Source organism: Agrobacterium sp. 22-221-1 (assembly GCF_053522445.1).
The window spans coordinates 65824-91960 of record NZ_JBNWCL010000021.1 but is presented as its reverse complement, the minus strand read 5'-3'; the positions used below and the strand labels follow the sequence as shown (position 1 = coordinate 91960).

Annotated in this window: 24 protein-coding genes; 3 read left to right on the top strand and 21 right to left on the bottom strand. The window is 58.7% G+C overall.

Annotated elements, in window-relative coordinates:
* Nucleotides 1-103: 103 nt before the first annotated feature.
* Nucleotides 104-448 (top strand): NmrA family NAD(P)-binding protein, encoded by a 345-nt coding sequence (locus tag ACQZ5N_RS23220; RefSeq protein ID WP_448734250.1) that lies wholly within the window; start codon nt 104-106, stop codon nt 446-448.
* Nucleotides 449-515: 67 nt separating this feature from the next.
* On the opposite strand, the gene ACQZ5N_RS23215 is transcribed toward ACQZ5N_RS23220, so the two are convergent.
* The 15 genes from ACQZ5N_RS23215 to tssI all read right to left on the bottom strand — a co-directional run bounded on the left by ACQZ5N_RS23215 (nt 516) and on the right by tssI (nt 17874).
* A complete protein-coding gene (locus tag ACQZ5N_RS23215) occupies nt 516-2465 on the bottom strand; it encodes a MacB family efflux pump subunit (RefSeq protein ID WP_448734249.1) in 1950 nt (649 codons plus the stop codon).
* An 8-nt stretch (nt 2466-2473) separates the two neighbouring features.
* Nucleotides 2474-3667: an efflux RND transporter periplasmic adaptor subunit gene (locus tag ACQZ5N_RS23210; protein WP_448734248.1), complete on the bottom strand. Its 1194-nt coding sequence runs from the start codon at nt 3665-3667 to the stop codon at nt 2474-2476.
* Between the two features lie 244 nt (nt 3668-3911).
* The gene (locus tag ACQZ5N_RS23205; protein ID WP_448734247.1) at nt 3912-5261 is read right to left on the bottom strand and encodes a sensor histidine kinase; all 1350 of its coding nucleotides are present in this window, start codon (nt 5259-5261) and stop codon (nt 3912-3914) included.
* Between the two features lies 1 nt (nt 5262).
* A complete protein-coding gene (locus tag ACQZ5N_RS23200; RefSeq protein WP_448734246.1) occupies nt 5263-5937 on the bottom strand; it encodes a response regulator transcription factor in 675 nt (224 codons plus the stop codon).
* 211 nt (nt 5938-6148) lie between these two features.
* Complete coding sequence (locus ACQZ5N_RS23195) at nt 6149-6433, bottom strand: YMGG-like glycine zipper-containing protein (protein WP_003524016.1); 285 nt, start codon at nt 6431-6433, stop codon at nt 6149-6151.
* A gap of 428 nt (nt 6434-6861) precedes the next feature.
* Nucleotides 6862-7854, bottom strand: coding sequence for a type VI immunity family protein (locus ACQZ5N_RS23190; protein WP_448734245.1), 993 nt, complete (start codon nt 7852-7854; stop codon nt 6862-6864).
* Between the two features lie 9 nt (nt 7855-7863).
* Nucleotides 7864-8829 carry a type VI immunity family protein gene (locus ACQZ5N_RS23185; protein WP_448734244.1) on the bottom strand — a complete coding sequence of 322 codons (966 nt, stop codon included), beginning with the start codon at nt 8827-8829 and terminating at the stop codon, nt 7864-7866.
* Nucleotides 8830-8870: 41 nt separating this feature from the next.
* Complete coding sequence (locus ACQZ5N_RS23180) at nt 8871-9863, bottom strand: type VI immunity family protein (protein WP_196378794.1); 993 nt, start codon at nt 9861-9863, stop codon at nt 8871-8873.
* 10 nt (nt 9864-9873) lie between these two features.
* Nucleotides 9874-11010 (bottom strand): DUF4150 domain-containing protein, encoded by a 1137-nt coding sequence (locus tag ACQZ5N_RS23175; protein ID WP_448734243.1) that lies wholly within the window; start codon nt 11008-11010, stop codon nt 9874-9876.
* Complete coding sequence (locus ACQZ5N_RS23170) at nt 11007-12074, bottom strand: hypothetical protein (protein ID WP_448734242.1); 1068 nt, start codon at nt 12072-12074, stop codon at nt 11007-11009. The genes ACQZ5N_RS23175 and ACQZ5N_RS23170 overlap by 4 nt, the downstream gene beginning before the upstream one ends.
* Nucleotides 12071-13096: a DUF2169 family type VI secretion system accessory protein gene (locus ACQZ5N_RS23165; protein ID WP_448734241.1), complete on the bottom strand. Its 1026-nt coding sequence runs from the start codon at nt 13094-13096 to the stop codon at nt 12071-12073. Before ACQZ5N_RS23165 ends, ACQZ5N_RS23170 begins: the two co-directional genes overlap by 4 nt.
* Nucleotides 13097-13101: 5 nt before the next feature.
* Complete coding sequence (locus tag ACQZ5N_RS23160; RefSeq protein WP_080853974.1) at nt 13102-13431, bottom strand: hypothetical protein; 330 nt, start codon at nt 13429-13431, stop codon at nt 13102-13104.
* A complete protein-coding gene (locus ACQZ5N_RS23155) occupies nt 13428-14591 on the bottom strand; it encodes a hypothetical protein (protein ID WP_448734240.1) in 1164 nt (387 codons plus the stop codon). The genes ACQZ5N_RS23160 and ACQZ5N_RS23155 overlap by 4 nt, the downstream gene beginning before the upstream one ends.
* A gap of 16 nt (nt 14592-14607) precedes the next feature.
* Entirely contained in the window at nt 14608-15753 is a 1146-nt protein-coding gene (locus ACQZ5N_RS23150; RefSeq protein ID WP_196378789.1) for a hypothetical protein, read from the bottom strand.
* A 9-nt stretch (nt 15754-15762) separates the two neighbouring features.
* A complete protein-coding gene (gene tssI, locus ACQZ5N_RS23145; RefSeq protein WP_448734239.1) occupies nt 15763-17874 on the bottom strand; it encodes a type VI secretion system tip protein TssI/VgrG in 2112 nt (703 codons plus the stop codon).
* A gap of 157 nt (nt 17875-18031) precedes the next feature.
* On the opposite strand from tssI, the gene ACQZ5N_RS23140 reads away from it, so the two are divergent.
* Both ACQZ5N_RS23140 and ACQZ5N_RS23135 read left to right on the top strand, forming a co-directional pair.
* On the top strand, nt 18032-18934 hold the full coding sequence (locus ACQZ5N_RS23140; RefSeq protein WP_448734238.1) for a hypothetical protein: 903 nt from the start codon (nt 18032-18034) through the stop codon (nt 18932-18934).
* A gap of 480 nt (nt 18935-19414) precedes the next feature.
* Nucleotides 19415-20170, top strand: a complete 756-nt coding sequence (locus tag ACQZ5N_RS23135) for a hypothetical protein (RefSeq protein WP_448734237.1) — start codon at nt 19415-19417, stop codon at nt 20168-20170.
* Between the two features lie 74 nt (nt 20171-20244).
* Here the strand turns inward: ACQZ5N_RS23135 and ACQZ5N_RS23130 are convergent, their stop codons facing one another.
* The 6 genes from ACQZ5N_RS23130 to ACQZ5N_RS23105 form a co-directional block, all read right to left on the bottom strand.
* Nucleotides 20245-20808 carry a hypothetical protein gene (locus ACQZ5N_RS23130; protein ID WP_448734236.1) on the bottom strand — a complete coding sequence of 188 codons (564 nt, stop codon included), beginning with the start codon at nt 20806-20808 and terminating at the stop codon, nt 20245-20247.
* Between the two features lie 73 nt (nt 20809-20881).
* Nucleotides 20882-21550, bottom strand: a complete 669-nt coding sequence (locus ACQZ5N_RS23125; RefSeq protein WP_448734235.1) for a hypothetical protein — start codon at nt 21548-21550, stop codon at nt 20882-20884.
* 80 nt (nt 21551-21630) lie between these two features.
* The gene (locus ACQZ5N_RS23120) at nt 21631-22392 is read right to left on the bottom strand and encodes an SDR family NAD(P)-dependent oxidoreductase (protein ID WP_448734234.1); all 762 of its coding nucleotides are present in this window, start codon (nt 22390-22392) and stop codon (nt 21631-21633) included.
* Between the two features lie 3 nt (nt 22393-22395).
* The gene (locus ACQZ5N_RS23115; RefSeq protein WP_448734233.1) at nt 22396-24078 is read right to left on the bottom strand and encodes an SMP-30/gluconolactonase/LRE family protein; all 1683 of its coding nucleotides are present in this window, start codon (nt 24076-24078) and stop codon (nt 22396-22398) included.
* On the bottom strand, nt 24075-25058 hold the full coding sequence (locus ACQZ5N_RS23110; protein ID WP_448734232.1) for an NAD-dependent epimerase/dehydratase family protein: 984 nt from the start codon (nt 25056-25058) through the stop codon (nt 24075-24077). The genes ACQZ5N_RS23115 and ACQZ5N_RS23110 overlap by 4 nt, the downstream gene beginning before the upstream one ends.
* Nucleotides 25055-26137, bottom strand: coding sequence for an ABC transporter ATP-binding protein (locus ACQZ5N_RS23105; protein WP_448734231.1), 1083 nt, complete (start codon nt 26135-26137; stop codon nt 25055-25057). Before ACQZ5N_RS23105 ends, ACQZ5N_RS23110 begins: the two co-directional genes overlap by 4 nt.

Here is a 26137-nt window from a genome sequence, read left to right as displayed (position 1 = left end):
AAGGCCAACCCCTTGACCAAAGCCTGATCAGAAAACCATACTCAGAGGTGGCTCACTTCTCGGTGGAAAAACCGGCTCAGTTCCGCGTGGAAACCAACACGCCGTGGAAGACATCGGCAGGTTTGTCGCTGCCGTGCTTGCCGACAAGTCACGCTTCGGCGGCGCAACACTTAAAATCGCCAGTGATCGACTGACCGGCCCCGAGCTTGCGGCTGCCTTCAGCGAAGCAGCCGGTCGCTCGATAGCCTATGAACGGTTTCCGGACGATGTTTTGGCTGCAAACGCTGATCTCGCGCATATGGCAGAGAGCCTGGTAGACGGGCCGCTCGCCGAGCTCGTCGATCTGAAAGTCATGCGCGAAATTAACCCCGACCTTCTCACTTTCAGGTCCTGGCTCGCTGGCAATGGGCGCAAGCTGCTCGATGCAGCCTTGCAACCGTCGGTCTAGGGACATACGCCAGCCTCAATAACGACAAGCGAACCACAACGGCTACCGAGCAGACGTTTGCAGTTCATCAGTCGCGCGCCAGGGCTTCGATCGGGTCCAGCTTTGCCGCATTGCGGGCAGGAAGGAAGCCGAAGACGATTCCGATCAGGGTTGAGCAGGCGAAGGCCACAATGATGGAGCCAGAAGAGAAGATCATTTTGAAGTCGGGGCTCAGCAAATTAAAAAGAGCGCTGATCCCGAGGGCGAGCATCACTCCCATGAAGCCGCCGACAAGGCAGACCATGACGGCCTCGATCAGAAACTGGGAGAGGATATCGCTGCGGCGCGCGCCAACGGCCACACGAACGCCGATCTCCTTGGTACGTTCGGTCACGGACACCAGCATGATATTCATCACGCCGATGCCGCCGACAATCAGCGAGATCACGGCGACTGACGAAATCAGCAGCGTCAGGGTTTGCGTGGTGGTCTCGATCGTCTCGCGAATGGTTGCCGAGTTGGTGAGGAAGAAGTCTTTCGCACCATGCCGACGCTCGATAAGGCGCGAAACTGCGGCCTCGACATTGCCCGGGTCGACATCGTCCCTGATACGGACCGTTATGCCCTCGACGTTAGAACGACCCAGCATGCGGCCCATGACGGTTGTGTAGGGCGCATAAACGGTCAACGTATCAACCGCCGGGCCGAAGGAGTTTTCCCGTTTCGTCACGCCTGTGACCCTCGCCGGCATTGTGCCCAGAAGGATGACCTGCCCCACCGGGTTTACCCGGTCTGGAAACAGGTCTCGCGCAGCGTTTGCATCGATCACCACATTCTGGCTGTAGGCGGTAACGTCCTGGGCGTCGAACAGTTGTCCATCCGCCAGCTCAAGGCCCCGTACACGGAAAAAGTCGGCGCCAACGCCGGTGACTGACGCATTGACGGCCACGGCGGCGCGCTTGACAGTTACGCTCGTCGTGACGGTTGGTGTCACGCTGTCGACATAGGGCTGGTTCACCAGCGCTTCTGCATCGGCGGGAACCAGCGTCCGTATCTTGCCCGCCTCCAGATCGCCGAAGCCTTTACCCGCCCGCACCTCGATCGTGTTGGTGCCGAGCGAACTGATACTGCTCAGGATTTGTTGCTGCGAGCCGGCCCCGAGAGCTGAGATAGACGCCACCGAGGCGATACCGATGATGATACCGAGCATGGTCAGAAGCGAGCGCATCTTGTGCGCCCATATTGCTGCGCCCGCCATACGAAAGGCTTCAGTCATCCGGTCAATTGCACCACGCCAGCCAGCGCCCGGCGCGTGTTCGCGGATGGGACGGGCCTTTGCGTCGGATTTGGATATATTGCGCTCGTCTGAAATGATAACGCCGTCGCTGATCTCTACGACCCGATCCGCGTGTTCGGCGATCTTCTTGTCGTGAGTGACGAGAATGATGGTGTGCCCCTCGGCGTGAAGCTCGCGCAGGATCTTCATGACTTCGGCGCCACTGTGCGTATCCAGCGCTCCGGTCGGTTCGTCGGCCAGAATTATCTCGCCGCCATTCATCAGCGCGCGGGCGATCGACACCCGCTGCTGCTGGCCGCCCGAAAGCTTGCCCGGAATATTGCCCGTCCGCTCGGCGAGGCCCAGTCGGGTCAATAAGGAGATCGCTCGCTTGTGCCGGTCGGATCGGCTGCGTCCGGCATAGATGGCCGGCACCTCGACGTTGCTGACCGCGCTGAGATCGCCAAGCAGATGATAACGCTGGAAGATGAAACCAAAACGCTCACGGCGTAGCGCGGCCAGTTCGTCCACGGACATCTTCGAGGTCTCACGCCCTTCGATCCAGTAGCTGCCGTCCGTCGGACGATCGAGGCAGCCAAGGATGTTCATGAGCGTCGACTTGCCGGAGCCCGAGGCGCCGATGATGGCCATCATCTCGCCGGCCTCGATGTCTAGGTCAACGTCTTTCAGCACCCGCACCATCTCGTCGCCTGCGGGGAAAGCGCGGGATACCCCACGTACTCGGATCAGTGGTTCCGTCATAACGCGCCCTACCGCTTCGCCGCGGCCAGTTGAGCCTGGCCATCCGTGCGTTCGTCCGTGGATGCTCCAAGGACGATAGTCTCGCCTGCCTGAAGACCACTAAGGATCTGGATGTCCGCGCCGTTATCGATGCCGACCTGGACCTGCCGGATCTGGACCTCGCCCATCGCGTCCAGTACGCGGACACGCGCCGTATCGCCGGCCCGGGGCGCCCCTTCCACTGCGCTGAGCGGAACCAGCACGGCGCCGCTGACGCGGCTCAAGACGATGGACACCTGCGCCGTCATGGAGGGCCGCAGGACCCCGTCCGCATTCGCCACGTCGATCAGCCCGGTGTAATAGACCGCACCGTTGGTTGAGCCAATCCGGCTCGCGGCGGCGTTGCTCTCGTTGGCGATGGAGGCGGGGGCCGGTTCCACCTGTCGCAACTCCCCATCGAAACGACGCTTCGGATCGCCAAGAATGCTGAACCAGACCGGAAGGCCCCGCCGCACACGCACGACGTCAGCCTCGGAGATATCCGCGCGCACCGTCATTGTGTCCAATCGCGCGATCATGACGATGGTCGGCGCGGTCTGCAGGGCATTCACGGTTTGACCTTCGTCAGTGACGATCGCGACCACTGTGCCGGCGATTGGGGCCGTGATGCGGGTATAGTCCAGTTCTATACCGGCAGACTCCAGCGCGACCTGCGCTTGGGAGACCTGAGCGTCCAACGACTGAACCTCAGCCCGCGCGGTGTCTCGCATCGCAACCGCGGCGTCATACTGGGCGCGCGGCGTCGAACCACCTGCCAGCAGGTCACGCTCGCGCTCGAAATCCTTCTCGGCTTTCACCAGACCGGCCCTGCGCGCAGCGTGAACGGCGCGGATGTTGGCCAAAGCGGCCTCGCGGTCCCGCAGGGTGTTGCGCCGGGTCTGGGAATCGATCTCGGCCACCAATTGGCCAGCCTCGACGATGTCACCGATCTTGACAGCCAGATGCTCAATGCGACCCGAAGCCTGAGCGCCGACACGCACAAGCTCAAGCGGTTCGAGAACTCCGGTCGCCAGCACCAGCTCTTCAATGTCACCCGTTCGCGCCTGCGCGGTCACCAGTTCAGGCTTCGCCGGCGGACGCAGAAACAGGAGCCAGGCGACCAGCAGACCGACAAGGGTTGCCGCCGCCAGAATGAAACGCTTGCGGGTAATGTGTCGTGTCATTTAGTCGTGGCCCATGCTATTGAAATTTGCGGGCTTTCTCTGTCACGAGAGTTACCTGAAAATTACGGAGAGCGGTCGTCGCGCCTATCCGTTAGGCACGCGCTGTAAGATCAACCGATCGGCAAAGAGTGCTTGCAATGTGGATGGCGTGCCAAAGATTGCCCGCCAGACATCAAGCGATCGCGGCCGTGCTCAGCCAACGTCGACGGACGAAGATGCCTTAACCAGTTGGCCAGACGACGGGCTACCGCTGCTGGAAAACGCGCTTCTCGCGCCAGCGCACGGCAAATGTGCTGCCCTTGCCTGGAGCGGACGAAAGCTCAACATAGCCGCCGTGACGGGTGACGATCTCGTTGACCATGCTGAGCCCCAGGCCCGCACCTGAGCCGTGAGGGCTGATCCGGTAGAACGGTTCGAATATGCGCGATTGCTTATCGCCGGCAATTCCACAGCCCTGATCGGCGACAGCCACGCTGCCGTCAGCCTCAATACTGACCGATATCTGTCCTCTTCCGCCTCCGTACTGGACTGCATTACGCACCAGATTGACGAATGCACGCTCCAGAGCTTCGGCATCCCCGGGAACGAACAGGTTTTCCGCATCGCTATCGAACGAAATCTCGTAACCTTCGGCAATTGCCAGGGGAGCAAGGTCGGCGACCACCTTCGACACAACGCTGTTGAGATCGACAGGTGCATTTTGCTGAGGCTTCTGCCGGTACTTCTCGGTGTCGAGAAGCTGGTTCGCGATTGCTGTAAGTCGCTTGATGGCCGTCTGCAGGTGTGTCTTGTCCGCACCTGGTGAAAGCGTATCGATTCTCACCTGCAGGACAGCAATCGGCGTTCGAAGTTCATGGGCCGCGTTGACGAAGAAGCGCTCCGTCGCCTCGAAGCCGCTATCGAGACGACGCAGCGCCCTGTTGATATCGCGCACCAGGCGAAGCACCTCATTGGGCAAGCCCCGCTCTTCCACCAGGGCGCCACGTGTGTCGAGATCGATCCTGTCGAGACGCCTGGTCAGGTCGCTGAAAGACCGCAAAGCCCAGCGTGTGACAAATGGAACGCCAATCAGGGAAATGGCGACGAGGATCAGCGCCGGCACGCCGATGGCAAGGTTCCCCAACAGCACGGTCACACCATATTGGGACATCGAAACACCGCCGGCAAAAATCGTTGCCTCACCGGCCTCTGTGTCGAAACGCTCCATGCGCGCGACACTCAACGGATCGTTCAGATCACCATGGAGCTCGACACTTCTGAACGCCCGCAGGAATGGCATGTTGTCGGCAATTTTCCCGGGAGGCGTACCGTGTGCAAGGACAATATCTTTGCCCAGGTCTGCCACGAACCACAGGTCAGGCGCTTCCTCCATAATCTCTTTAAGCTCGGCCGTCGGAACCAGATGAGGTCGGCCATTCGGCTCAAGACGAACCGAGTCTGCGATTTCCTGAGACAGCCAGATGGACGTGATCGCCACATCGGGCTTGAGGCCAGAAAGGAGATAGAAAACCAGGCTGAGCGAGGCGATGACCGCGCAGAGCTGCAGGACAATAAAACCAAAAGTGAATCGCCAGCGAAGGGATGTGCTGGTCATCCTATTTCTGCTCATGAAGGTAGTAGCCTATGCCACGAATGTTCTTGATAACAATGTCGGCCTCCGCTTCGCCAAGCTTTCGGCGCAGGCGAGACATGTTGGATTCCAGTGAGTTCGACTGGATCTCATCGTCAAAGGAATAGACCTGCCCCTCAAGGGACGAGCGCAACACGGTACGACCACGGTTTCTCAGAAGAGTTTCGATGATAAGCAGTTCCCTGCGGGTGAGCGCAAGCCGGACGCCGTTGACATGCACATCGCATGAAACACGATCATAGGTAACGTTTCCTGCCGACAGGACGAATGGGCCCGTTGTCGGCACACGCCTCAATACAGCGCTCATTCTGGCAATCAGCTCGGGAATTTCGAACGGCTTCGGCAAATAGTCATCGGCGCCGTCATTGAGGCCGGAAATTCGCTCGTCGGTCGATCTCAGAGCGGAGATGATGATCGATCGCGTATTTGAACCCACGCGACGCAAATCGGCGAGAAAGGTACTGCCATCACCGTCCGGCAGTTGCCGGTCGATAAGGACAATATCGTAGTCCGCCATAGCGATTGCTTCCCGCGCCGTCGCCAGATCTCCAACAGCATCAAATACGATGCCATGCTGCGAGAGGGCCACCCTCAACGCATCCGTCATTTCCGGATCGTCTTCGATAAGTAGAAGTTTCATAGTGGCCTAATCAGTCCAGTCTCGGACTATCATTCCCGATAGTCTTTACAGCAAAACTACGGCTCTGGTTCAGATAAACTCGACAGTTGTGACGTTCCGACCGTCAGGTTGTGGGACATCATGAAACTGCTGCGGACGTGGGAGACCGGAGAAACCGAAGTCCGTCCGATATCCATCTCGCCTTTGACGTGCGCCACCCAGGCCGCAATCTTTATCGGCAGCGACCGTAATGATCCCGGTATCTGCATCCGTAGTCGCGGCGGTCCCGTTGTTCCCAGCGGTCGCGGCGGTTCCTGTCGTTACGTTCGCTGATGTTGCCTACGACTGCCCCTCCCACGCCACCTGCGGCGGCTCCCACTGCAGCGCCTTCCCAAGTGCCGCTTGCCAACCCACCGATGATAGCGCCGCTCGCCGCACCAATGCCGGCACCCTTTTCCGTCTGGCTGCACGCTGTCAGCGTCAAGCAAACGAGTACGCCTGAAATGATCTTTTTCATGTCTGTCCTTTCGAGCCATCGCCGCTATGGTCGCCTGTCGACCGTTGCGACACACCAAGGCGGAGACGTATGGACACCGAAAATTACGTGGAAGTTACGCAGAACCGTCGGTGTCGATACCGGTCGAAAGCACAAATTCGTGTAGGAGGCGCGTCTTCGCGATAAGTCATTCTGAGGCAACTCCGCCCGCCTAATCGATAGAGCATGCTCTTGGCGACATCCCTGGCTATGAGGCGCGCGAGACGACGAACGGCCCCAGCGGATCGCTGCGATCCAGCGCCTTTCAACCCCCTTCTTCCGCAGCACGCCTTATAACGACGATCCCGCATTTTCCAAAACGGTCGCGACGCAACCAGCTGCGCCGGAAGGCAGCGTCGAGACGAAATGATGGTAATAAGTTTCGTTTAACTTCACGAGGCTGGACAAACTCAACGTTCACCATCGTCAAATCGATGTGTCCACCATTGCGTATACTCCATCTCATCGACATCGTAGGGAGCCCGTAGATAGGGATAGTCCCAGTTCTCGTAGCGCAAGGGCTTGAGGAAATCGTTGACCGCTCGGTATGCTGCAGGCACGTGGCCCTTATTCAAGTCACCCAGCACGGGCCGTTCACCCGCCTGGAAAACGACGCCCCCCTCGTAGGAATGGAGGACGATATCGTCTCCGAGTACTTCTCTTGCCTTCTCAATGCCACCGACGCGCGCGAGCAACTCATCGTTGACGGCTGTAAGCCAATTCACGTCACGGATCACATCGGTGCGACGCAATATTTCCAGAGTGAAATTACTGCTATCTTCGTAAAGAAGGCCGGGAAACCGACGGAACAGAGGATATGCTCTTTCAGTTGCACCCGCCACATAGGAATAGAAAAAAAGCGACATCCCTGAAACGGCATAAAAAACCCGGAGATTGCGGCAAGCGTCAACGAAGAGGCGAACCACGCCAGTCGGGTTGCGTGATAATTCCGATAACCGCGTCTGATACATTAAGCGCCCATTGCCGCCGCGGTAGCCGGCGCTTGGAAGGAGGACAGTAAAGTAGTCGTAAACCGGATCGGTGGAACGCAGCGCCTGTTTTGGCATGTGCCTGATATAGAAGCTCGCGGTATCCCCTTTGTCAAAATACTCGTCTTGTGACAGACTTTGCGCAACGTCTTCCCGTGACGAGATGCGGCGTACGCGCTCGTTAAAGGACAACAAATTTGTGTTGCCTTCCGCAAGGTCGTAGTAGCGTAGCGCCAGATCCAGCATGGCTTGGCGTGTATGCCGTGTTTCACCATCCGCAAAATAGAACCCGGCCGTTAACCCGAACAACCACGGGATGGCATTGCCGGGTGGTGGGCCGATTTCGTTCAGTATTTCGAGTTCACCGCGCTCTTCGAGGAGCGCCATTCTGACGATGAGTTCGTTTATATCCAAGACGCCATCCTAGCGCTCGCCATCGTCAAATCGGCGTGTCCACCATTCGGTGTACTCCATCTTATCGACATCGTATGGTGCTCTTAGATAGGCGCGCTCCCAATTCTCGTAACGCAGGGGTTTGAGGAAATCGTTCACCGCGCGATATGCTGCGGGCACCCTCCCCTTGTTCAGGTCGCCGAGCACAGGCCGTTTACCAGCCTGGAGAACGACACCACCCTCGTAAGGATGAAGGATGACTTCTTCGCCGAGTGCCGCTCGTGCCTTGTCGAAACCACCAACCCGCGAGAGCAGTTCATCGTTGATGGCTGTCAGCCAGTTCACGTCGCGGATAGTGTCCGTCCGGTCTCGTATGGCCAATCCAAAACGCGCGCCATCCTCGTAAAGCAGCCCAGGAAACCTGCGAAACAGAGGATAAACTTTTGCAGTTGCGCCCGACGCATAGGAATAGAAAAAGAGCGACAAACCCGACACGGCATAGAAAACCCGCAAGTCGCGGCAGGCGTCAACGAAGAAACGGATCACACCTGCCGGATCGCGCGACAGCGCCGATAGCCTCGTCTGGCACATGAGGTGACCATTTCCCCCGCGATAACCGGCACTAGGAAGAAGAGCAGTAAAGTAGTCGTGAACCGGATCGGTCGAACGCAACGCCTGTTTTGGCATATGCCTGATATAGAAGCTCGCGGTCTCCCTCTCGTCGTAATATTCGCCCTGCGACAGATATTCCTCAATCTGTTTTCCTGCTGAAATACGGCGTGTCCGCTCATTCAACGACAATAAATTGGTGTTACCCTCTACCAGATCGTAATAACGCAGTGCCAAACCCAGCATAGATTGGCGTATTTGACGCGTTTCTCCGTCGGCAAAATAGAATCCGGATGTCAGCCCAAACAGCCATTGGATGGCATTGCCGGGTGGCAGGCCGATTTCGTCCAGTTTTTCGAGTTCACCGCGCTCTTCGAGGGTGGCCATTATAGTGATGAGTTCGTGTAACTTCACGAGACTGAGCAACCTTAACGATCAACATCGTCAAATCGATGTGTCCACCATTGCGTATACTCCATCTCATCGACATCGTAGGGTGCTCGCAGATAAGGATAATCCCAGTTCTCGTAGCGCAGGGGCTTGAGGAAATCATTGACCGCGCGATAGGCCGCCGGCACCCGCCCCTTATTCAAGTCACCCAGCACAGGCCGTTCACCCGCTTGGAAAACGACGCCCCCTTCGTAGGGATGGAGGACGATATCGTCTCCGAGTACTTCTCTTGCCTTCTCAAGACCACCGACGCGCGCGAGCAACTCATCGTTGACGGCCGTAAGCCAATTAACGTCACGAATCACATCAGTGCGCTGCGAAATGATTAACCCAAAACGGATGCCATCTTCGTAGAGGAGGCCCGGAAATCTGCGAAACAGAGGATAGGCCCGTTCGGTTGCGCCTGCCGCATAGGAATAGAAGAAAAGCGACATCCCCGAAACGGCATAAAAGACCTGAAGGTCACGGCAGGCGTCAACGAAGGAACGCACAACACCTACTGGATCTCGCGATAGTTCTGACAACCTCGTCTGGTACATCAGGTGCCCGTTGCCGCCACGGTACCCAATGCCCGGAAGAAGCGCCGTCAAATAGTCGTGGACCGGATCTGTCGACCGCAGAGCTTGGGCAGGCATGTGTCTTATATAAAAGCCTGCGGTCTCCTTCTCATCAAGGTAATTGCTTTGTGCTAGATGTCGCTCAATGTCATCTCTCGAAGACAGGCGGCGCGAACGTTCACCGACCGTCAGCAGATTGGTGTTTCCTGTCGTCACATCGTAGTAACGCGCGGCGAGATCGAGTGCGGCTCGTCGTATCCGTGGTGTTTCACCACCTGCAAAATAGAAACCAGCAGTGAGGCCAAACAGCCATTGAATCGCGTTGCCCGGTGGCAAACCGATCTCGTCCAATTTATCGAGTTCACCGCGCTCTTCGAGGATGGCCATCGTGCCGACGAGTTCGTTTAAATTCATAACATTATCCTTACCAGCTTGGTATCGGAGGTCGGCGTCCGCCAGGAAGCCGGGGGCCTGGCAACGGAAGCCAGATCGGCGGGCCATTCTCAAGGCCTTTTTTTAGCTGTCGCCATCGTTCTTCGGCCTCCCATTGACGTTCCTGTTCGCGCTGCCTTACGGATTCCTCGCAATTGTCACATTCATCCAGCACCACGAATTCCCTGTATCTGGCCCTGTGACGCAATGCGATAGCCTCATAAGCAGCATTCTTCGTGGGATCATTTGGAAACTTGTCCCCCGGAAACTTCATGTCATACATGTGGGTCATCTGGCCGTTTTCGACTTTCACCACATCCAGCCACCGGGAGCCACGCACATTGAACCATCGCGTGCCGCCCCAGGGCGCCCGGCGGGGAACCTTTGGAATGTCGTGTTCCTCTCCCTGCAGGATGACATTGCCGGGCGGCTTGTCCGGGAACTGATTGTTCGGGTTGTTGGGATCCCAGAACCCAAGCTCGGAAACATAGCCGTAATTGGTGCGCGGATCGCCGACCGGCATGCTGCTGCCAAGGACTGTGTTCGGATATTGCGCCTGGATCGTTGCATCGACACAGCGCTGATAACGCCCCGGGCTGGCCTCGTCGTCGCGTGGTAAAACCTGATCGACCCATTCAAGCCCCTCGGTAACGCTGTTTCTCGGACGATGCAGCGCATAGCAGCGGCAGCCCACTTCGCAGAGATAGCGCTCGGGATGGCCTTCGGGCAGGTCGGTTTTGTAACCCCCGACCGATACGGTGTTGCCCTTGTTGAGGAGCATCTTGTCGGTAAGGCGCGTCACTGCGCGGCCTTGCATGAACACGTTGGGAGACCAGGACAGGAAAGTGGCCTCATGCAGATGCGTACCGGATTTGATCCCGCCGGACGAACCCGGTTCATCGCCGATCGATTTGGCGAACCGCGAGCCGCGCACGCCATTCATCGCCCCGCCATGCGAAAACACCGTGGTGGTCCCGTCGGCAAGGTCGCGGGCAAATGCGGTATTCGTATATGGCACGGGCACAGGCTTGGGTGGGGTCAGGCAAACATCCGGTAAGGTCGAGCGGACATAGCCATTCGAGTTTTTGTGGCAGAGCGTAATCCCATTGATGCGGATTGTTTCCTTCATGCATCTATCCTGCCGGTTTTTATGTCGCGCTGGACGCTTTCCACAATTGTTGCCGCTCTCAGCCCGTCGCGGGAACTGGCGGACAGAAGGCTGTAGAGAAATTCCTCGCCCCCCGGCTCTGTCTTTTCTACGAGCGATCCTGGCGCGGGCCCAAGCGCAAGCGCCGCCATCACAAGCCCGCTCGCGGCCCCAAGATCACCCAGTTGAAGCGCGGGGATTTCTGCCCTGTCGGACAGGTCGGCCATTTGCGCGGCGTTGGTTGTAATCGCATATCCAAATTCCTCAGCGCGTACGCGATCGCCATTGAGATCGACAATGAAGCGATCAGGAGAAAAGCCTCCTTCGAGGAGCGTCCCATAACAGCTCGCAAGGGCGCGACCCATCAATCCGCGCTCGGGATCAATTGGGTTTTCAGGCTCTTCCATGGTAGAAAGGCGCGCAATTCGACCGAGCCGCGCGTCATCTTCCGGCCCAAGTGCGAACACGGCCGCAGCTTCGCCGGGAACCATACCGTAGGGGTTCTCACGTGTCAGCATTTCACCGTGATAAGCCAGACTGTCGAGCATGTCTGAGTGGATATAACTGTCTACGACTGCAACAAGAACAATTCTCCCCGTTCTCCTCACGATTTCCGGACCATCCCTGCCAACAAGCTGCAGGCTTTCAGCCTGCCCACCAAAGGAGACGAAGAGGTTCGTCACCTGCGGCAGAGGGAATTGGCGGAGCCGGGCATTAAAGTCCTCAGCGACAGGTCCGTCCTCCATCCAATAGGGCAGCAGCAGAAGCATCGCATAATCCGCGCTTTCCTGTCCGAACTTCGCCAATTGCGCAACGCAATCGGCAAGCGCGCAGGCGAGTAATTTTCGCAGCCGCTCAACATAGTCCCGCTCTTCCGTCAACGGATAGACCGGCGCAAGGGTCGGTGGTCGCCCGTCCGCCATCACCAGGCTGCGGTCCTTCTCGGTGAACCGTTCGCCGCGCGAATAGGCGGCAATTGCCGTTTCAAAATTTTTGCCCGCCGGACATGTCAGACCGGCCGCCAGAATTGAAACCGCCGCCCTCATGCGACGACCCCGGCCATTTGCCTCAGTCGAAGGAAAGAGACTTCAACGTCCTGATCGCGCCCGCCACAGGGCACATGGGCGTTCCATACCAGATCCACGAGACGCTCATCGCCAGTGATTTCCACCTGAACAAGCCTGAACCTGTGCGTCAGCGTCTTGCCGGCGATCCGAGTGTCCGCTTCGAGGATACATTGTGGCAGACGAAATGCGTAACCGCCTTCCGGATGAAGCCCCTCCAGTCGCACCGGTTCGCCACCACGCAACTCGCCGGAATAGATTTGATCGACGGGCGCGGTCTGGTGAAAATTTTCCGAGAAATCGGAAGGCAAAAGCGGAGACCTGTGTTTCATCCACGCTTCATCATAGGTGCCGGCATGAATACGCCGCGTTGCCCAGGCCGGCTGAATCGCACCGAACCCGACCGGCTGCGAAAGCGGACGACCGGGATCAAAGACATCGGCGGGAGCCGCGATCTGCGGCATAGCCAGTTCCGCTCCCTCCGACGCGCGCTCGAAATGACGTGACCAGCCCCGGCCAATTGGATTGGCTTCGCACTCGGCCCCATCATCATCCACAAAGAGATCGCTTCCGCCGAGCGAACGCCTCCATGACAGCTCGACGCGTGAGGCCAGCTCTTTTTCGACAACCTCCCAGCCGCGCTTTTTTTTGACCATGCGCGCTTCGCCCGTGACGGCGGCCTTCTTGGTCATTGTACCCACAGCAACCGTGACATCGATACGGTCTATGGGCTTCTCGTCAGGCGCAACGGCTGAGCCATTGACAAGAATATCTGCGGCAGGCCTGAAAGGCGCGAAATCAGCATCCGCGAAGAGCTCATTTGCCTCGGCATCGCGATAGGCTGGAGAGAGCCGGATGGGCTGCGGCTCAAGAAGATCGGTCATACCGTCCGGACGCGCGCGAAACCGCCCGCGCACGGCGACACACCAATATTCCTTTCCGTCGCGGTCGCGAATGAAATAACCGTCCGCGGAGAAAGGCGTGTTGTTGCTGACAGCCCACATGCCAGTCAGTTCAGATCGATATACGCAGCGTCCAGCGCAATATTCTGGCGAGCCATCTGGATAATCTTCTTGCCTTCCACCCTCACCACGCCGTCAGAACCCAATGAAATTCGGGCCTCGCCGTTGCGGATCGTCAGCGTCCCGGAGCCATCGAACTCGATCATCGTCGCGAGCTTCAGAAGCTTCCCCCATGCATCCTCCGGCAACGGAAGAGCGTCCCCTAAAAGCGCTTTACGATCAGGTATCTGGTTCATATCGTGCGAACTCCCTCTAAATTCACCCAGGTGGAAGGCCGATCCCAAAATGAGCGGCGCCCCATCGACCAAAGATTTCATTTCAGTTGATCCGCCAAACCCTCCCCGATGGTGCGTGTGACGAAATCGGTATGGATCATTGTTGCAACGTCTTTTGGCGTGGCGGGAAACGCCGTGAGCGAAGCTACTGCGGCGACAACGCCCTTCCGGAAGCTTAATACGGTTCTGGCGCGTATCTTCTGCTCGCTGCCCTGGAGAGTAACGATGTCGATGAAACCCTTATCCACATCGCCAACTTTTTCGCCGGGAACGAAGCTGACGTCCTCGTCCAGCTTAAAGCCGACCTCCGGCATGAGATTTTGCAGTTCGATTTCCACCACCTTCGCGGCAAGCTGACGCAATTGATCGTCAGTTGGCGACACATCCGACTTGGGTGTTGGAAAGACGAACAGGGATACAGCCGCGTTTCCGTCCGGATCATTGGAATTTGTGAATATCGCTCCCGTATAGGACGGATTGGGATCGCTGTTCTGCGTCAGTTTTTTCCATCCGTCCGGCAGGCGTGCGGAGTAGACGGCGCCACCGCTCGACGGCAGCTTTTCCAGATGCATCGCGCCATCAATGCTGTCAGTCGTCTCGTTGTCGAGCTTCAAAGCTCCGAAAAATTGCGCAATCTGGGGTTCGACGCGGGCGGCCTCCTCTTCTGCGTAGCCAGCGCGCACGATGAGCAGAGACTTGTCCTCGCGCCAAACCGCGACCCTCTCACGGCGGTTGAACCCATTATCCGGCCCGAGGGCAAACACATCGCCAGCGTCGCGACCATATTCCTTCATCGCGGCGACCGAAGGTGCCCACTCTTTCGCAAAGAGCCGGGCGTAATCGACCCCACGCGCAACCTTTTCCGGTTTGATCTCGGCGGTGATGACCTGGATTTCGAAATGATCGCGATTGGCAGGATCATAACCGATCGTCTGCAGGGTCACATTGCCGAAGGTTTCGTACTTATCCCATTCGGACAGTGCCCGCTTTTCCTTGAACCACATAAATTTATCGATCTTGACCGAGTGAAAGTTAAGATCCTTGGCTTCCTGGAAGCTATATGGCTCCGATGCCTTCGCCGTGCTGTCGAGGGTCAAACGACTCGTATAATCTTCGGCCATAACATCCAATCCAATTGCGGTCGTCACTAAAACCATCGCCGAAAAAGACATTCGGCGCAGCACCAGAAATAGAGGCTTCAACGTTCGGTTCTCCGTATCATTTTCCCGGCCATCCCTTGATGAGGTCTGCTGCCTTATCGAGACCCGTCAAGCCGCCGGACACTTTAGCGCCACCGCCCAGGCCGAAACCAAGTTTGGCGCCGACCTCGGCACGCGCCTTTCCCTTTTTCACGCCTGCTTCCGCAGATGCCTCAGCCTGAGCGCCAACGGCTCCCTGCAGCTCACCGCCAAGGCACACACCTATATCCCATTTGTCCTCAATGAGTTGGTTGTGCTCTTCGAACAGCCAGTTCCACGCTTTGATGACAGGATTGCCGACACGGCTTGGCGTCAGGCAGAGTTCTCCGTTGACCGAGCCCTCGATGACATTTGCCTTGGCGGCAAGTTTCAGCGTCCCCGTCACCTCTTCAGGGTTACCGACAAAAGCAACCTCCCCCTCCAGCTCTCCTTTCAGCACCGCGCCTTTTGCGGCTCCGGAGATGACCTGATCCTTGAGAACTTCGACTTTGCCCTGGGCAGCGGCGGCACTGGCTTTTGCGCTCAATTTGGCATCAATTCCGCCTTTGGTGACAGAAAATCCGGCCTTTCCGTCACCTTCCAGTGCTCCGAGCTTGTATTCTCCTGAAGCCCAATCCTTTGCCGGATCACCAAAACTGTCTCCAGCCAGTTTTTTGTCAGCTTTCCACCAGGTATATTCAGCAACCTGGAAATTCCGTTCTTTCCATTTGCCGCGCCAGTCGGTGTCATGGTCGGTCTTTCCGTCCGGGTTGCGGCGTGTATAGCCCGAAGCAAGATACTCCCTGACGCCACGCTGATATTTCTTGCCGACGCCAGCGTCCTTGTAGTCCTTGCTTAGTTCACCGAATTTCCAGGCGCTTTCCTTGCTCTCGTTCTCACGCTCCTTTTGAGGAAGGAGTTTGTTTGCGCTGGACGATCGTCCGAAAAGCACGGTCTCGTTCACAGCGGGTATATATTCGCATAATCCGCCATTGGAATTGAACGACTGCTGGGGAGCATCCGCGCGAAATGGCGGCGTGATCCCCGGAGACACCGGGAAAAACGGGTGACGTTTGAACGTCGACAGGTCAGTTTTCAACATCTCCAGGACATTGTCGTCGTCGTATGCGGAAAACGGCACACCCAGCATGCGAGACGGGGGCAATCCTGACGGTTTCTCAGCCATGGCCTACACTCAGTTCTGTGTAATCTGGTCGGCTTGGAAATGAATATGCTTCCCTTGAATCACGATATGCCCCTCGCGCGACATCGTCAGCATCGAGTTCTCTCCCACTTTAATCGTCAATTGTTCGCCCACCCGGATGTTCATGATACGCCCGATATCTGTGTCGGAGCGTCCCCGGACGATGACACTGTGAGACTTACCCACCGTCGTTTGATAGGTGTGTCCGACGACCGTTGACTTCGCCCCGCCAACAACCTCAGAAGAACCAATACCGACGACCTGCGAGTGATTTTTCTCTACGAAAAGCTGGAAATTCCCTTTCGCGAAATTGAAAGGGTCCGGGATCTTGAGTTTACCCAATGCGGCTCCAACCTTGTCAAAGACGAGCTTCGTCTTGTCCCTCAGAAGGTTCGACAAGGCATTTTCGCCGACTGCAATCGACATGTTGCCCGCTATGACCTCGTCATGGTCGCCACCAACTTCCGTCGATTTGTCGTTGGCCACGAGTTCCGATTTGTCCCGTCCCACACGCTTGGAGTAATCGTTCAGAATTTCAAAATTCGTATCCTTCTGGGCGTGGAGAAATACCTCCTCCTTGGCCGCCTCGTCCTCAAACCGCAATTCGTTAAATCCGGACCCCTTGTGCGTGTTGGTGCGGAATGTGCTGCGCGTCTTGTTCGCCGGCAGATCATAAGGAACGGTCTGACGTGCGTTCGGCACGACGCCGGTCACTAGCGGCCGGTCCGGATCGCCGTCGACGAAGGCAACCATGACTTCCATGCCGATGCGCGGGATGATCTGGCCGCCCCAGGTGGAGCCCGCCCAGTTCTGCGCAACACGAACCCAGCACGTATCCGTGCCATCCTTCTTCGCCTTGCGGTCCCACGGAAACCACAGCTTGATACGGCCATATTGGTCAGGATGGATTTCCTCGCCTTCAGGGCCGGCGACGATCGCCACCTGCGTGCCTTCGATACGCGGGCGTTTCGTTGACCGGTGCGGCGTCAGCGGCACACGGGCCGGAATTGCCTCGAAGATGTTGCGATATTCCGGCTCGTTGCCATTGGTCTCATAGGAGAGGTCGACGATATTGTGGCTTGCCCTGATGATCACATGCTCTTCATAGGCATGTTCGGGATGAGCGACCTCGTAAGGCGTGAAGCGGCGGCCGGCTTCCAGAATGCGCGAGGTCGACGAACCGAAAACCCGGTCATGATCGGCTTCGATGGACTGGGTGCGCAGTTTCTGCGCGCGCTCGGCCTCTTCCACCGTCTTGATGCGGGCCGGATATTCGTAAAGCTCGCGCTTCGTCGCATCCGGCATCTGCACCAGCGACGGCGTCATCGTGCCCGGCACCATGCCCGGCGTCTCGAAATTCCAGTCGGCACCCGCACGTTGGCCCGAGACATAGGAAAAACGCCGCGCCCAGTCGTTGATGTGGTTGCGATCCGACGACCCCTGCGCCAGACGCACCGTCCCCTCCCCCTGGGCGGCCGGCGACGGCCCAAGCCAGCCGCTGGCGCTATCGGCCACATGCAGCTTGTGGGAACCATCCTCGTGGCTGAACCAGTAGAACAGGCCGTCCTCTTCGAAACGGCGGGTGAGATAATCGAGATCGGTCTCGTTAAACTGTACACTATAGTGCTGTGCAGGCGGCGGCGAGATGATGCCTGACGTATCGGGAGCGGGAATACCATGTTCCGAAAACAGCGTCTCGACGATCTCGACCGCCGTCTTGTCCATCCAGATACGGCAATCCGACCGCCGAGACAGCAGCCACATTTGCGGGCGGATGGTCAGCGCATAGGAGCGCATGCCGCGGGTGATCGGCGGGCCTTCATGCAGCTCCGTTACCAGGCCGTTGAACGGGCGGCGAACACCGCCGCCATCGCCGTCGCCCTGGCTTATCTCGATGGAGATATCGACCAGCCGTCCGATCAGTTCTTCGGGCTTGACCGCTTCCTTCTTGGCCCGCACGGTCAGGCGAATGTCGAAGAGCTGCGATACGCCCTCCTCGACGGACAGGCGCTCTGGCAGAAGCTGGTCTTCGCCGAGTGGCGAAGACACCTTCAGAACGCGGCTCGCCTGAACGAAATCGGAAAACGAAGGCTGGTCATTCATGGCGAACCTCGATAGCAGAGCCAAAAAAATCAATCAGCTGTCAAAATCTCGACAGAATGCAATCAAACATTGTGGCGAAACCATGGATTCACCATGAATTCCGCAACCTGGATATGCCAAAATTCCATCGATGAAATCTGACAGGCTGAGGTATGGAGTGACGCTCGAAAGAAACCCGAGGCAGATAAAACACGACGCCGACAGTTACGGCTTGCGCCGCGAAGAAGCCGCCGGCGCTCACCATGGGGCAGGATGGTGGGTCAGTGTCAGGCGGCGCGGCCACAGGATCGTCAGGCTGTTCAAGGACAGCATCTACGGTTCGGGCGATGCCGCCTATCGTCAGGCGCGCGCCTACCGCGACGCCATCATCCTTGCCATTCCGCCCGCCACCAATCACGAACAGGCCGTGCTTCTGCGCAGAAACAACCGAAGCGGTATCTCCGGCGTCAGGCGCATCGAGACCACCGACGGCGACATATGGCAGGCAACCCTGATGACCAATGAGGGACAGAAAAGAGAAAACTTCTCCATCGCAAAACTGGGCGAGGAAGCGGCAAAGTCGATGGCGATCACGCAACGCCGCAAATGGCTGAAGGCACTACCCGTTACTCATCTCGCATACGCGCATCACGCTGCCGAGGTGGCACACACGCAGTTTGGCGACGAGCTTGCGCCTGCAGGCGACGTCCTGCCCGAGGCTCATCCTGACGATCAGGGCATTGAGGCGCGTATCAGAGCCATCAACGATCGCTTTGATGCTGCTCGCCCGAAGCGGCTACGGGTCCGGGTCAAAAGCTACGCGACGGACAGAGTGTCCATCGCCGTCTCCAATGCTGGCAGCCCGGTGAGGAAAAAACTCACGCATCTCAATACGCGGGGCAGGACCGCGATCGAAATCATCGACGCTATCGAGGGTGCTATGGAGGAAACGGTTACCGCCATTTACGACCAAGACACCTGGGTCTGGTTCATGGCCGAACATGGAAGCGAACTTCTCAGTTCCCGAGACTTCAATATCAATGAGGGATTCAATATCCTCGTTATTGTGCCGGGGCGGTGACAATAGTCAGATGTCAAACGTCTAGCTGGAGCGAGCGACTACACACCGCACGGAGAACAGACCTCATAGACGTAAAATCGAAAAATGGGACTTGAGGAGCCGCTGACGGTGTTGGCTTCTCCTACGTTCCAGATATCGCAGGCAATGGCAGAGAAACCCTCGAGTTGCGGCAACACTTGAGCGGAAAGTGGCGACCGGTCAGTTGGGACCGTAACTGCCGAGGGGAATGTCCTCACCCGCCGCGATACATTAGTTATGATTCATAATGTTAAATAGCGAGAATAAAAGCCCTGCCACATAGGTATCACGCGATCTGATTGATGCCCACGACCTGCCAGGAAATCTCAAACTTCCTCTGTAGACGGATGTCCTTGGCCTGTTCGGTAACCGTAATCTGTCATATACGATGCGCGTCAGAAATCGCCCAACGCACTTGGGTGATCGGTTTTGCATCCTGTGCAAGACGGGAGGTTTTTCCGAATGAATTTCAGAACGATGTCCTGCGTCGCAGGAGCTGCTTTCATTTTCGCAATGCTGATGATTGCCCTGCTCCTGCCGCTTCAAAGCGCATATGTTGTGAATCTGGACCATCGCCTTGTTCCGGCAAGCTCAGCCCATCTGTTTGGCACCGATGAACTGGGACGAGATATACTTTCGCGATTTCTTGCGGGCAGCCGGTACACGCTCCTGACAGGATTCACGACGACCCTCCTTGCTTGCGCATCGGGATATCTTATGGGAGCCGGAGTACGGATAGCGCCAAAATGGTTCGGGCGTCCGATTGTCCTGCTTGCATATGTGTGCTTTGTCATTCCGTCGTTCCTGTTGGCACCGCGGTGGCCAAACCGTTTGCTCACAACCGCACTTTGCACAATCGCCATTTTGCCCTTGTTCATCATTTCACTGATTGTCATTGCCGGCGCGGGACTGACAGGTTGGGCGAACTGCTTTGTGCTTGGCCCGCTGTGGGGTGTCGCAATCGCGTATGTGTTCCAACGAGATACTTCGCCTGGTGCCGCTGCCGCGCTCACGATCTCCGTCTTCGCGTGGGCAGTCGTGTCACATGCGGAGTTGGACATTCTCGGACTCGGTGTGTCGCCGCCTGAACCTAGCTGGGGAAGTATGCTCGTCGCTCAAAGTCAGTCATGGGGTGCCCAAGTGGCATCCGCATTGAGCTTCTTGATGATTGCGATCTTCGCCTTCAGTTCCAGCGATATTATCTCGCGAAAAACCTGAAACCTTTTACGTCTCGAGTTTTGGGGCGATCTGTCGGGTTGCGTGACAATTTACCTGCGGTATACGCCACGACCTCACCGACTTGAGCCGATATTGATGACGGCGGACGAACCGACCTGAACAAAAGAATACTCGACCGCACCTCGCTTCCACAAAGCCGTCGTACTTTCGATCGCGTCATTCTTGTCCAGATTATCCGGTGCACCAAGCCTCTCCGATAACGCATCCAGAAAACCGGCAGGCCTTGGCGTTGTATAGGCACAAGCCTTGTGCCCGTTTGGACCAGTGGCAATCCAAAAAGACAATGACTCGGCTCCGCCTGCCTTCTCTTGCCGCCAGCCCACAACGTCCACCGAACCGCCACTATGGGCGACGAAGCTACGACGCCACTCCTCTGTTTCCGCATCGGTCAGCCGCGACCAGCCAAGTTCATCACCCTTGGTCATCGCGGTCTGCACGGTGGGCGCTTCACAGATAGTGCGAAGGCGCTCCGCCGTCATGTCCGCCGGCATCGCCGTGGCCACCCCGAAACTCAAAAATGCAGCGCAGAAGCTGCCAATGGTCGATATCTCAAGATACCGAAGCGGACTTGCTCGCTCTGCGCTCCTCATTTTCTTCTCCGGTTCATCATCGTCCATGGGATCAGACCGCCGCGTCCGAAAGTAAACGTTGCGGGATGGATGCAGCCAGTTGAGGATCATGCCCCGGCGTTCACACCGGGCGCAACAGGCTTCCTGTCGTCCGCAAACGCTCTTCCAGCAATTCCATAAGCTGCTCCTCGCGAATACGCCCCTGCCCCAAGCCGAGCTTCATTGCCAACTCGCGCCAACCATATGTCGGCCGGACCTGGGGTGCGCCATAGGCATCAGCGAACCATGCAAGAGCGACTGCATACCCGTATCCGTATTCCATCTCGACCGAGCCGCCGACAGATACCCAGATATCGGCACCGATGAAAATCGGCGTCCTGAAATCGCCACCGATTACCATCGACGAGTCTTCCCTGGACGCGAAAACCCAATCCCTGACGATGGCATCTCCGGTGACGAAGATAATGCTGGCCCAGTCATTGTCGATGCTGCCACAGTTCAGATCGCCAAAGACAACGAGGGTAACATGGCCATCGCCCCCTTCGATGCATGTTGAGACTTTGCCGCTGACATGCAGGTTTCCGTCGATCACAGTGATCCATGAAGACGGGACGAAATCCTCGTCAATCGTGAGATCGCCGCGATGAATGCACGCGTCCGCGGTTTCGTTTTGGGGGCCTCCGGGAACCAGATGAAACCTCGACAGGGCCTCGGCCACGGCGGGGTCGGGAAGCTTCCTCGACCTCTGGGTTACAAATTCCTGCCACTCTGCTGACGTTACGCTGTTCAAGGGGTATTCACTCTCCTCTTTTCGCCGAATATGCCTGAACGGCAGCGTGCCGCTGGTAGCAAGCCGTGCCGGCAAATCCGTCAATATCCACCTGTCAGAAAAATGTTCTCCCCGGTCATGAAACTGCAGGCCTCGGAAGACAGGAAGATGGCGGCGCCCACCATTTCTTCCGGCTGCCCGGCACGGCCCATCCAGTTCAGCGTCCGGACGTATTCCGCCCAGCCTTCGGGGTCCTCATCACGACGGTGGGCATTGCGGTCGGTGTCGATGAGGCCGGGCGCGAGTGTGTTGAGCAACACATTGTCGCGCGCATAATCCCGCGCCTGACTCTGGATCAGATTGTGCTGTGCAGCCTTGGTGGCGGCATAGGCGGTGACGATGCCCTTCGGTCGCAGCTGATTGACCGAGCCGATGGAAACCACCCTGCCCCATTTGCGGGCCGCCATGCGCGGCAGGGCCGCCTGCAGCATGTCCACCGTCGAGCCCAGATTGACCGCCAGCTGAAACGCCAGATCGTCCGGTGTCAGTTCCGAAAGCGCGGCGTTGATCTGGGCGCTGGCATTGATGACAAGAATATCGACCGGTGCTATCGCCTCGGCCCGTTCGATGAGGTCACGACCGGCACCGGGTTCGGAAAGATCGCCCGCCAGTTCCTGAGCCGTGCCGCCGCTTGCGACGATCCGGTGCTGCACGGCTGCGGCGGCACCCGGCTTTACGCCATGCAGGATGACGTGGGCGCCCGCGCCCGCCAGCCCCTCGGCAATGGCGGCGCCTATGCCACGGCTGGAACCGGTGACGAGCGCCGTGCGGCCCTTCAATCCAAAGACGCTTTCGAGACGCATACTTTATCCTTCAAACAGCGATATGCGCGCGCCGGCAATTCCCGGGCGGCAGGAAAACAGGCCGCCGGAGAGCGGCGCATCGGCGAGTGTGGAGGCAGGCAGGCGCGTGCGGGCGCTGGTGATGAACAGCGTCGACAGGTCTGGCCCGCCAAAAGCGATGCTGGAAGGGCGCGGCACCGGCATGTCGATCACCTGGTCGAGCTTGCCGTTCGGAAGATAACGGCGCACGCACCAGCCATCCCAGATGGCGCACCAGACACCGCCTTCGGCATCCACGGCCAGACCATCCGGCCGGCCATCGGCCACCGGAATGCGGGCGAATTCGCGGCGCTGCGACAGCGCGCCCGTCGCCGGATCGCAATCATAGGCGTGGATGAGGCCGGGCACGGTATCGACGAAATAGAAGGTCCTGCCATCGGGGCTCCAGCCGAGACCGTTGGAAACGATGATGCCGCCTTCCTTGCGCTCGGATGCGCCATTGGCATTGATGCGATAAAGCGCACCCGTGGGCTTGGAGGCATCGATGCGCATCGATCCGACCCAGATCGCGCCATCCGGCCCGCATTTGGCGTCGTTCAGGCGGTTGTCGGCGATGCCCGCCTCCGGGCTGACGAAGGGGGTCAGCCGGCCGGAGGCGAAATCCAGCCATTCGACGCCATCCTGCGACGCCACAAGCAATCGCCCGCCGGTGACCGGAATGACGGCGCTGACCAGCTTGCCGGTCTCGCAGGTTTCGTTGCGGCCAGTGGCTGGATCGAAGCGGTGCACCGCCGGATGCAGGATATCCACCCAGTAGAGCGCGTTTTCCCCCCCGTGCCAGACCGGGCTTTCCCCCAGCTGCGCACCCCATGGCAGAATACAGCTGAGTTCGGCGCTGGGGCGGCCCGTTGCCGAACGCGGGCGTGGCCGCGAACTGATCGCCACAGCCCCGGCAGCACCGGTAATGCGCCGGGCGGCGGCAATCAGTTCACGCCCGGCGGGATGGATATTGGAGGAATCCAGCCGCGACGACGGCCCGAGCGCAACGAGCACGCCCATCGGCGTATTGTCCCGGCCCATGACAGGGGCGGCGACCGAATTCACGCCCGGCAGATGCTCCTCGTAGGAAATCGAGTAACCCCGCGCCCGCGTCAGCGTCAGATCGGCCTGCAGCGCATCGAGGGTGGTGATGGTTTTGGGTGTCTGCAGATCGAGCGTCAGGCGATCGAGCAGCGCGCGGCCAACGGCGGGGTCCTGAAAGGCGAGCAGCGCCTTGCCGGGTGCGGTGCAATGCAGGGGAACGCGGCGTCCCACCTCGACGCGCACCGAAAGACCGTTCGGTGAGCGTTCGGCGAGATATTGCGTCATGGTGCCGTCAAGCCGGCACAGTGCAACCGTCTCCCCCAGTTCAGCGGCCAGCCGCTCCAGTTCCGGCGTCGCCGCCGAGACGAGATCGAAGCTCTCCCAGACCTTGTGGGACATTTCCAGAAAACGCTGGCCCAGGACATAGGTGCCACGGGCCTCATCCTGACGGACGAGGCCATAGGCGATGAGGGTGCGCAGGATGCGCGCGAATGTCGGCTTCGGCAGACCGGAGGCGCGCAGCAGCTCGGCAAAACGCAGCGGTTCCGGCGCATCGGCAACCATGTCGAGCAGGGTCAGGCCCTTGGCCAGTGCCGCCGTGCCGCCCGGCGTCTCCGGTTTCATTGCCTCTGCTCCTTCGCGAGTCGCTGCCGCCTTGCGGCCGCCGCGTCGTCCAGCATCCGGTCCATCGTCCATTCCGCTTTAAACCCCAAAGTGTTTCTGATCCGCTCGTTGGACGTATGGTAATAAACGCCGTCGCCGGGAAAATCGACTGTCACGATGGGCAGGCCGGTCAGCGCCGCAATTTTCGGCAGAAGCGCGGCGAAATCGGCCGGTTCATCGGCGCCAAGATTGAAGGTCCCGCCCGCCGCCCCGGGGTGATCGAGAGCAAGCAGAATGCCCGCCACCATGTCGCGCGTATCGGTTATATGCATACGGAACGGCCGGCCGTTTTCATTGCGCGCCAGAATGTGCGACGGCTCACCGATATTGCGGGACTGGAGCAGTTCGGCGATGGCAGTGTTTCCGAAATTCTGCTGCTGGCGAATGCGCGGCCGCAGGAAAAACCGGGGACCGGAAAAGAAACTCTCCTCATCCAGCAGTTCCGCCGCATCCTGCGTATGCGAAAACCGCAGGATCACCGTTTCCATGGCGCCGCTTCGCTGGTGGAAGCGCACCAGCTCTTCACCCAGAAGCTTGGTCAGCCCATAGGGCGAATTGGGAGAAAGCGGATGGTCCTCGGTGACCGGCAGGAACTCCGGCCGGTTTTCCGGATAGACCTCACCCGACGAAGCGAAAACGAACCGCCGTACGCCAGCCGCCGAAGCCGCATCCAGAAGCCGGCGCGTGCCCTCGACATTGACGGCGAACATGCGGTCGCGATCCGCCGGAGCCCATGACATGAAGGCGCCCAGATGCAGGACGGCGCTCACACCCTTGATGGCCTCGGACAGTGCCTGCGCGTCCTCCAGCGACCCGACGACTTCCTCGCCGCCGGTTCCCGATGGCCTGAGATCAAAACCGCGAACGGCGCGGCTCTGTGCGCGCAAGGCGGCGACAACGGCGCGGCCGACACGGCCTGCCGATCCGGTGACGAGGATCATAGCCGTGCTCCGGTCTTTGCATCGAAGAGATAAAGCTGGGCCGGATCGAAACCGAGCCGGAGCGCCTCATTACCGGGAAGGCTGCCGGTATGCGAGACGCGGGCGATCAGCCCCTTGGACTTGTCTTCCTCGCCATCCGCGACCCTTGCGCCCTCCGCATCGAAATAGACATATTTTTCCGATCCCAGGCTTTCCACCAGCGTCGGACGGACATCGAAGGTCACCGGCGCATCGCCCAGGACGAGATGTTCCGGCCGCAGACCGACGATCACGCTGCCCTGGCGGCCGACGGCACCCGGCAGGGAGACCTGTTGCCCAAACAGGGTAACAGTGCCGTCACGCAGTTCCGCATTGAGGAAATTCATGCCCGGCGAGCCAATGAAACCTGCAACGAAAAGATTGGCCGGATTGTTGAAAAGCTCGTCGGGTGCGGCGATCTGCTGGATGATGCCGCCCTGCATGATGACGACGCGGTCCGCCATCGTCATCGCCTCGACCTGATCATGCGTCACATAAACGGTGGTGACACCGATGCGCTTGTGCAATGCGCCGATTTCGGCACGCATGTGGACGCGCAGCTTGGCATCGAGGTTGGACAGCGGCTCATCCATCAGGAAGGCCTGGGGCTGGCGCACGATGGCACGGCCAAGTGCCACGCGCTGGCGCTGGCCGCCCGAGAGATCCTTGGGCTTGCGATCGAGATAAGGGGTCACTTCCAGAATGCGCGCCGCATCGTCAACACGGCGGTCGATCTCGGCCTTGTCCGTGCCGCGCATCTTCAGGCCGAAGCCGATATTCTGGCGAACGGTGAGGTGCGGATAAAGCGCATAGTTCTGGAACACCATGGCGATGTCGCGGTCACCCGGCGCCAAATCCGTGACTTCGTTGTCGCCGATGAAGATCTGGCCTTCGCTTGCGGGTTCGAGACCGGCGAGGATTTTCAGCATCGTCGACTTGCCGCAGCCGGAAGGCCCGACCAGCACCACGAACTCGCCGTTCTCAATCTCAAGCGAAAACGGCCTGAGCACGTTGAGCGCGCCATAGGACTTGCTGACGTTGCGAATGGAAATATTGGCCAT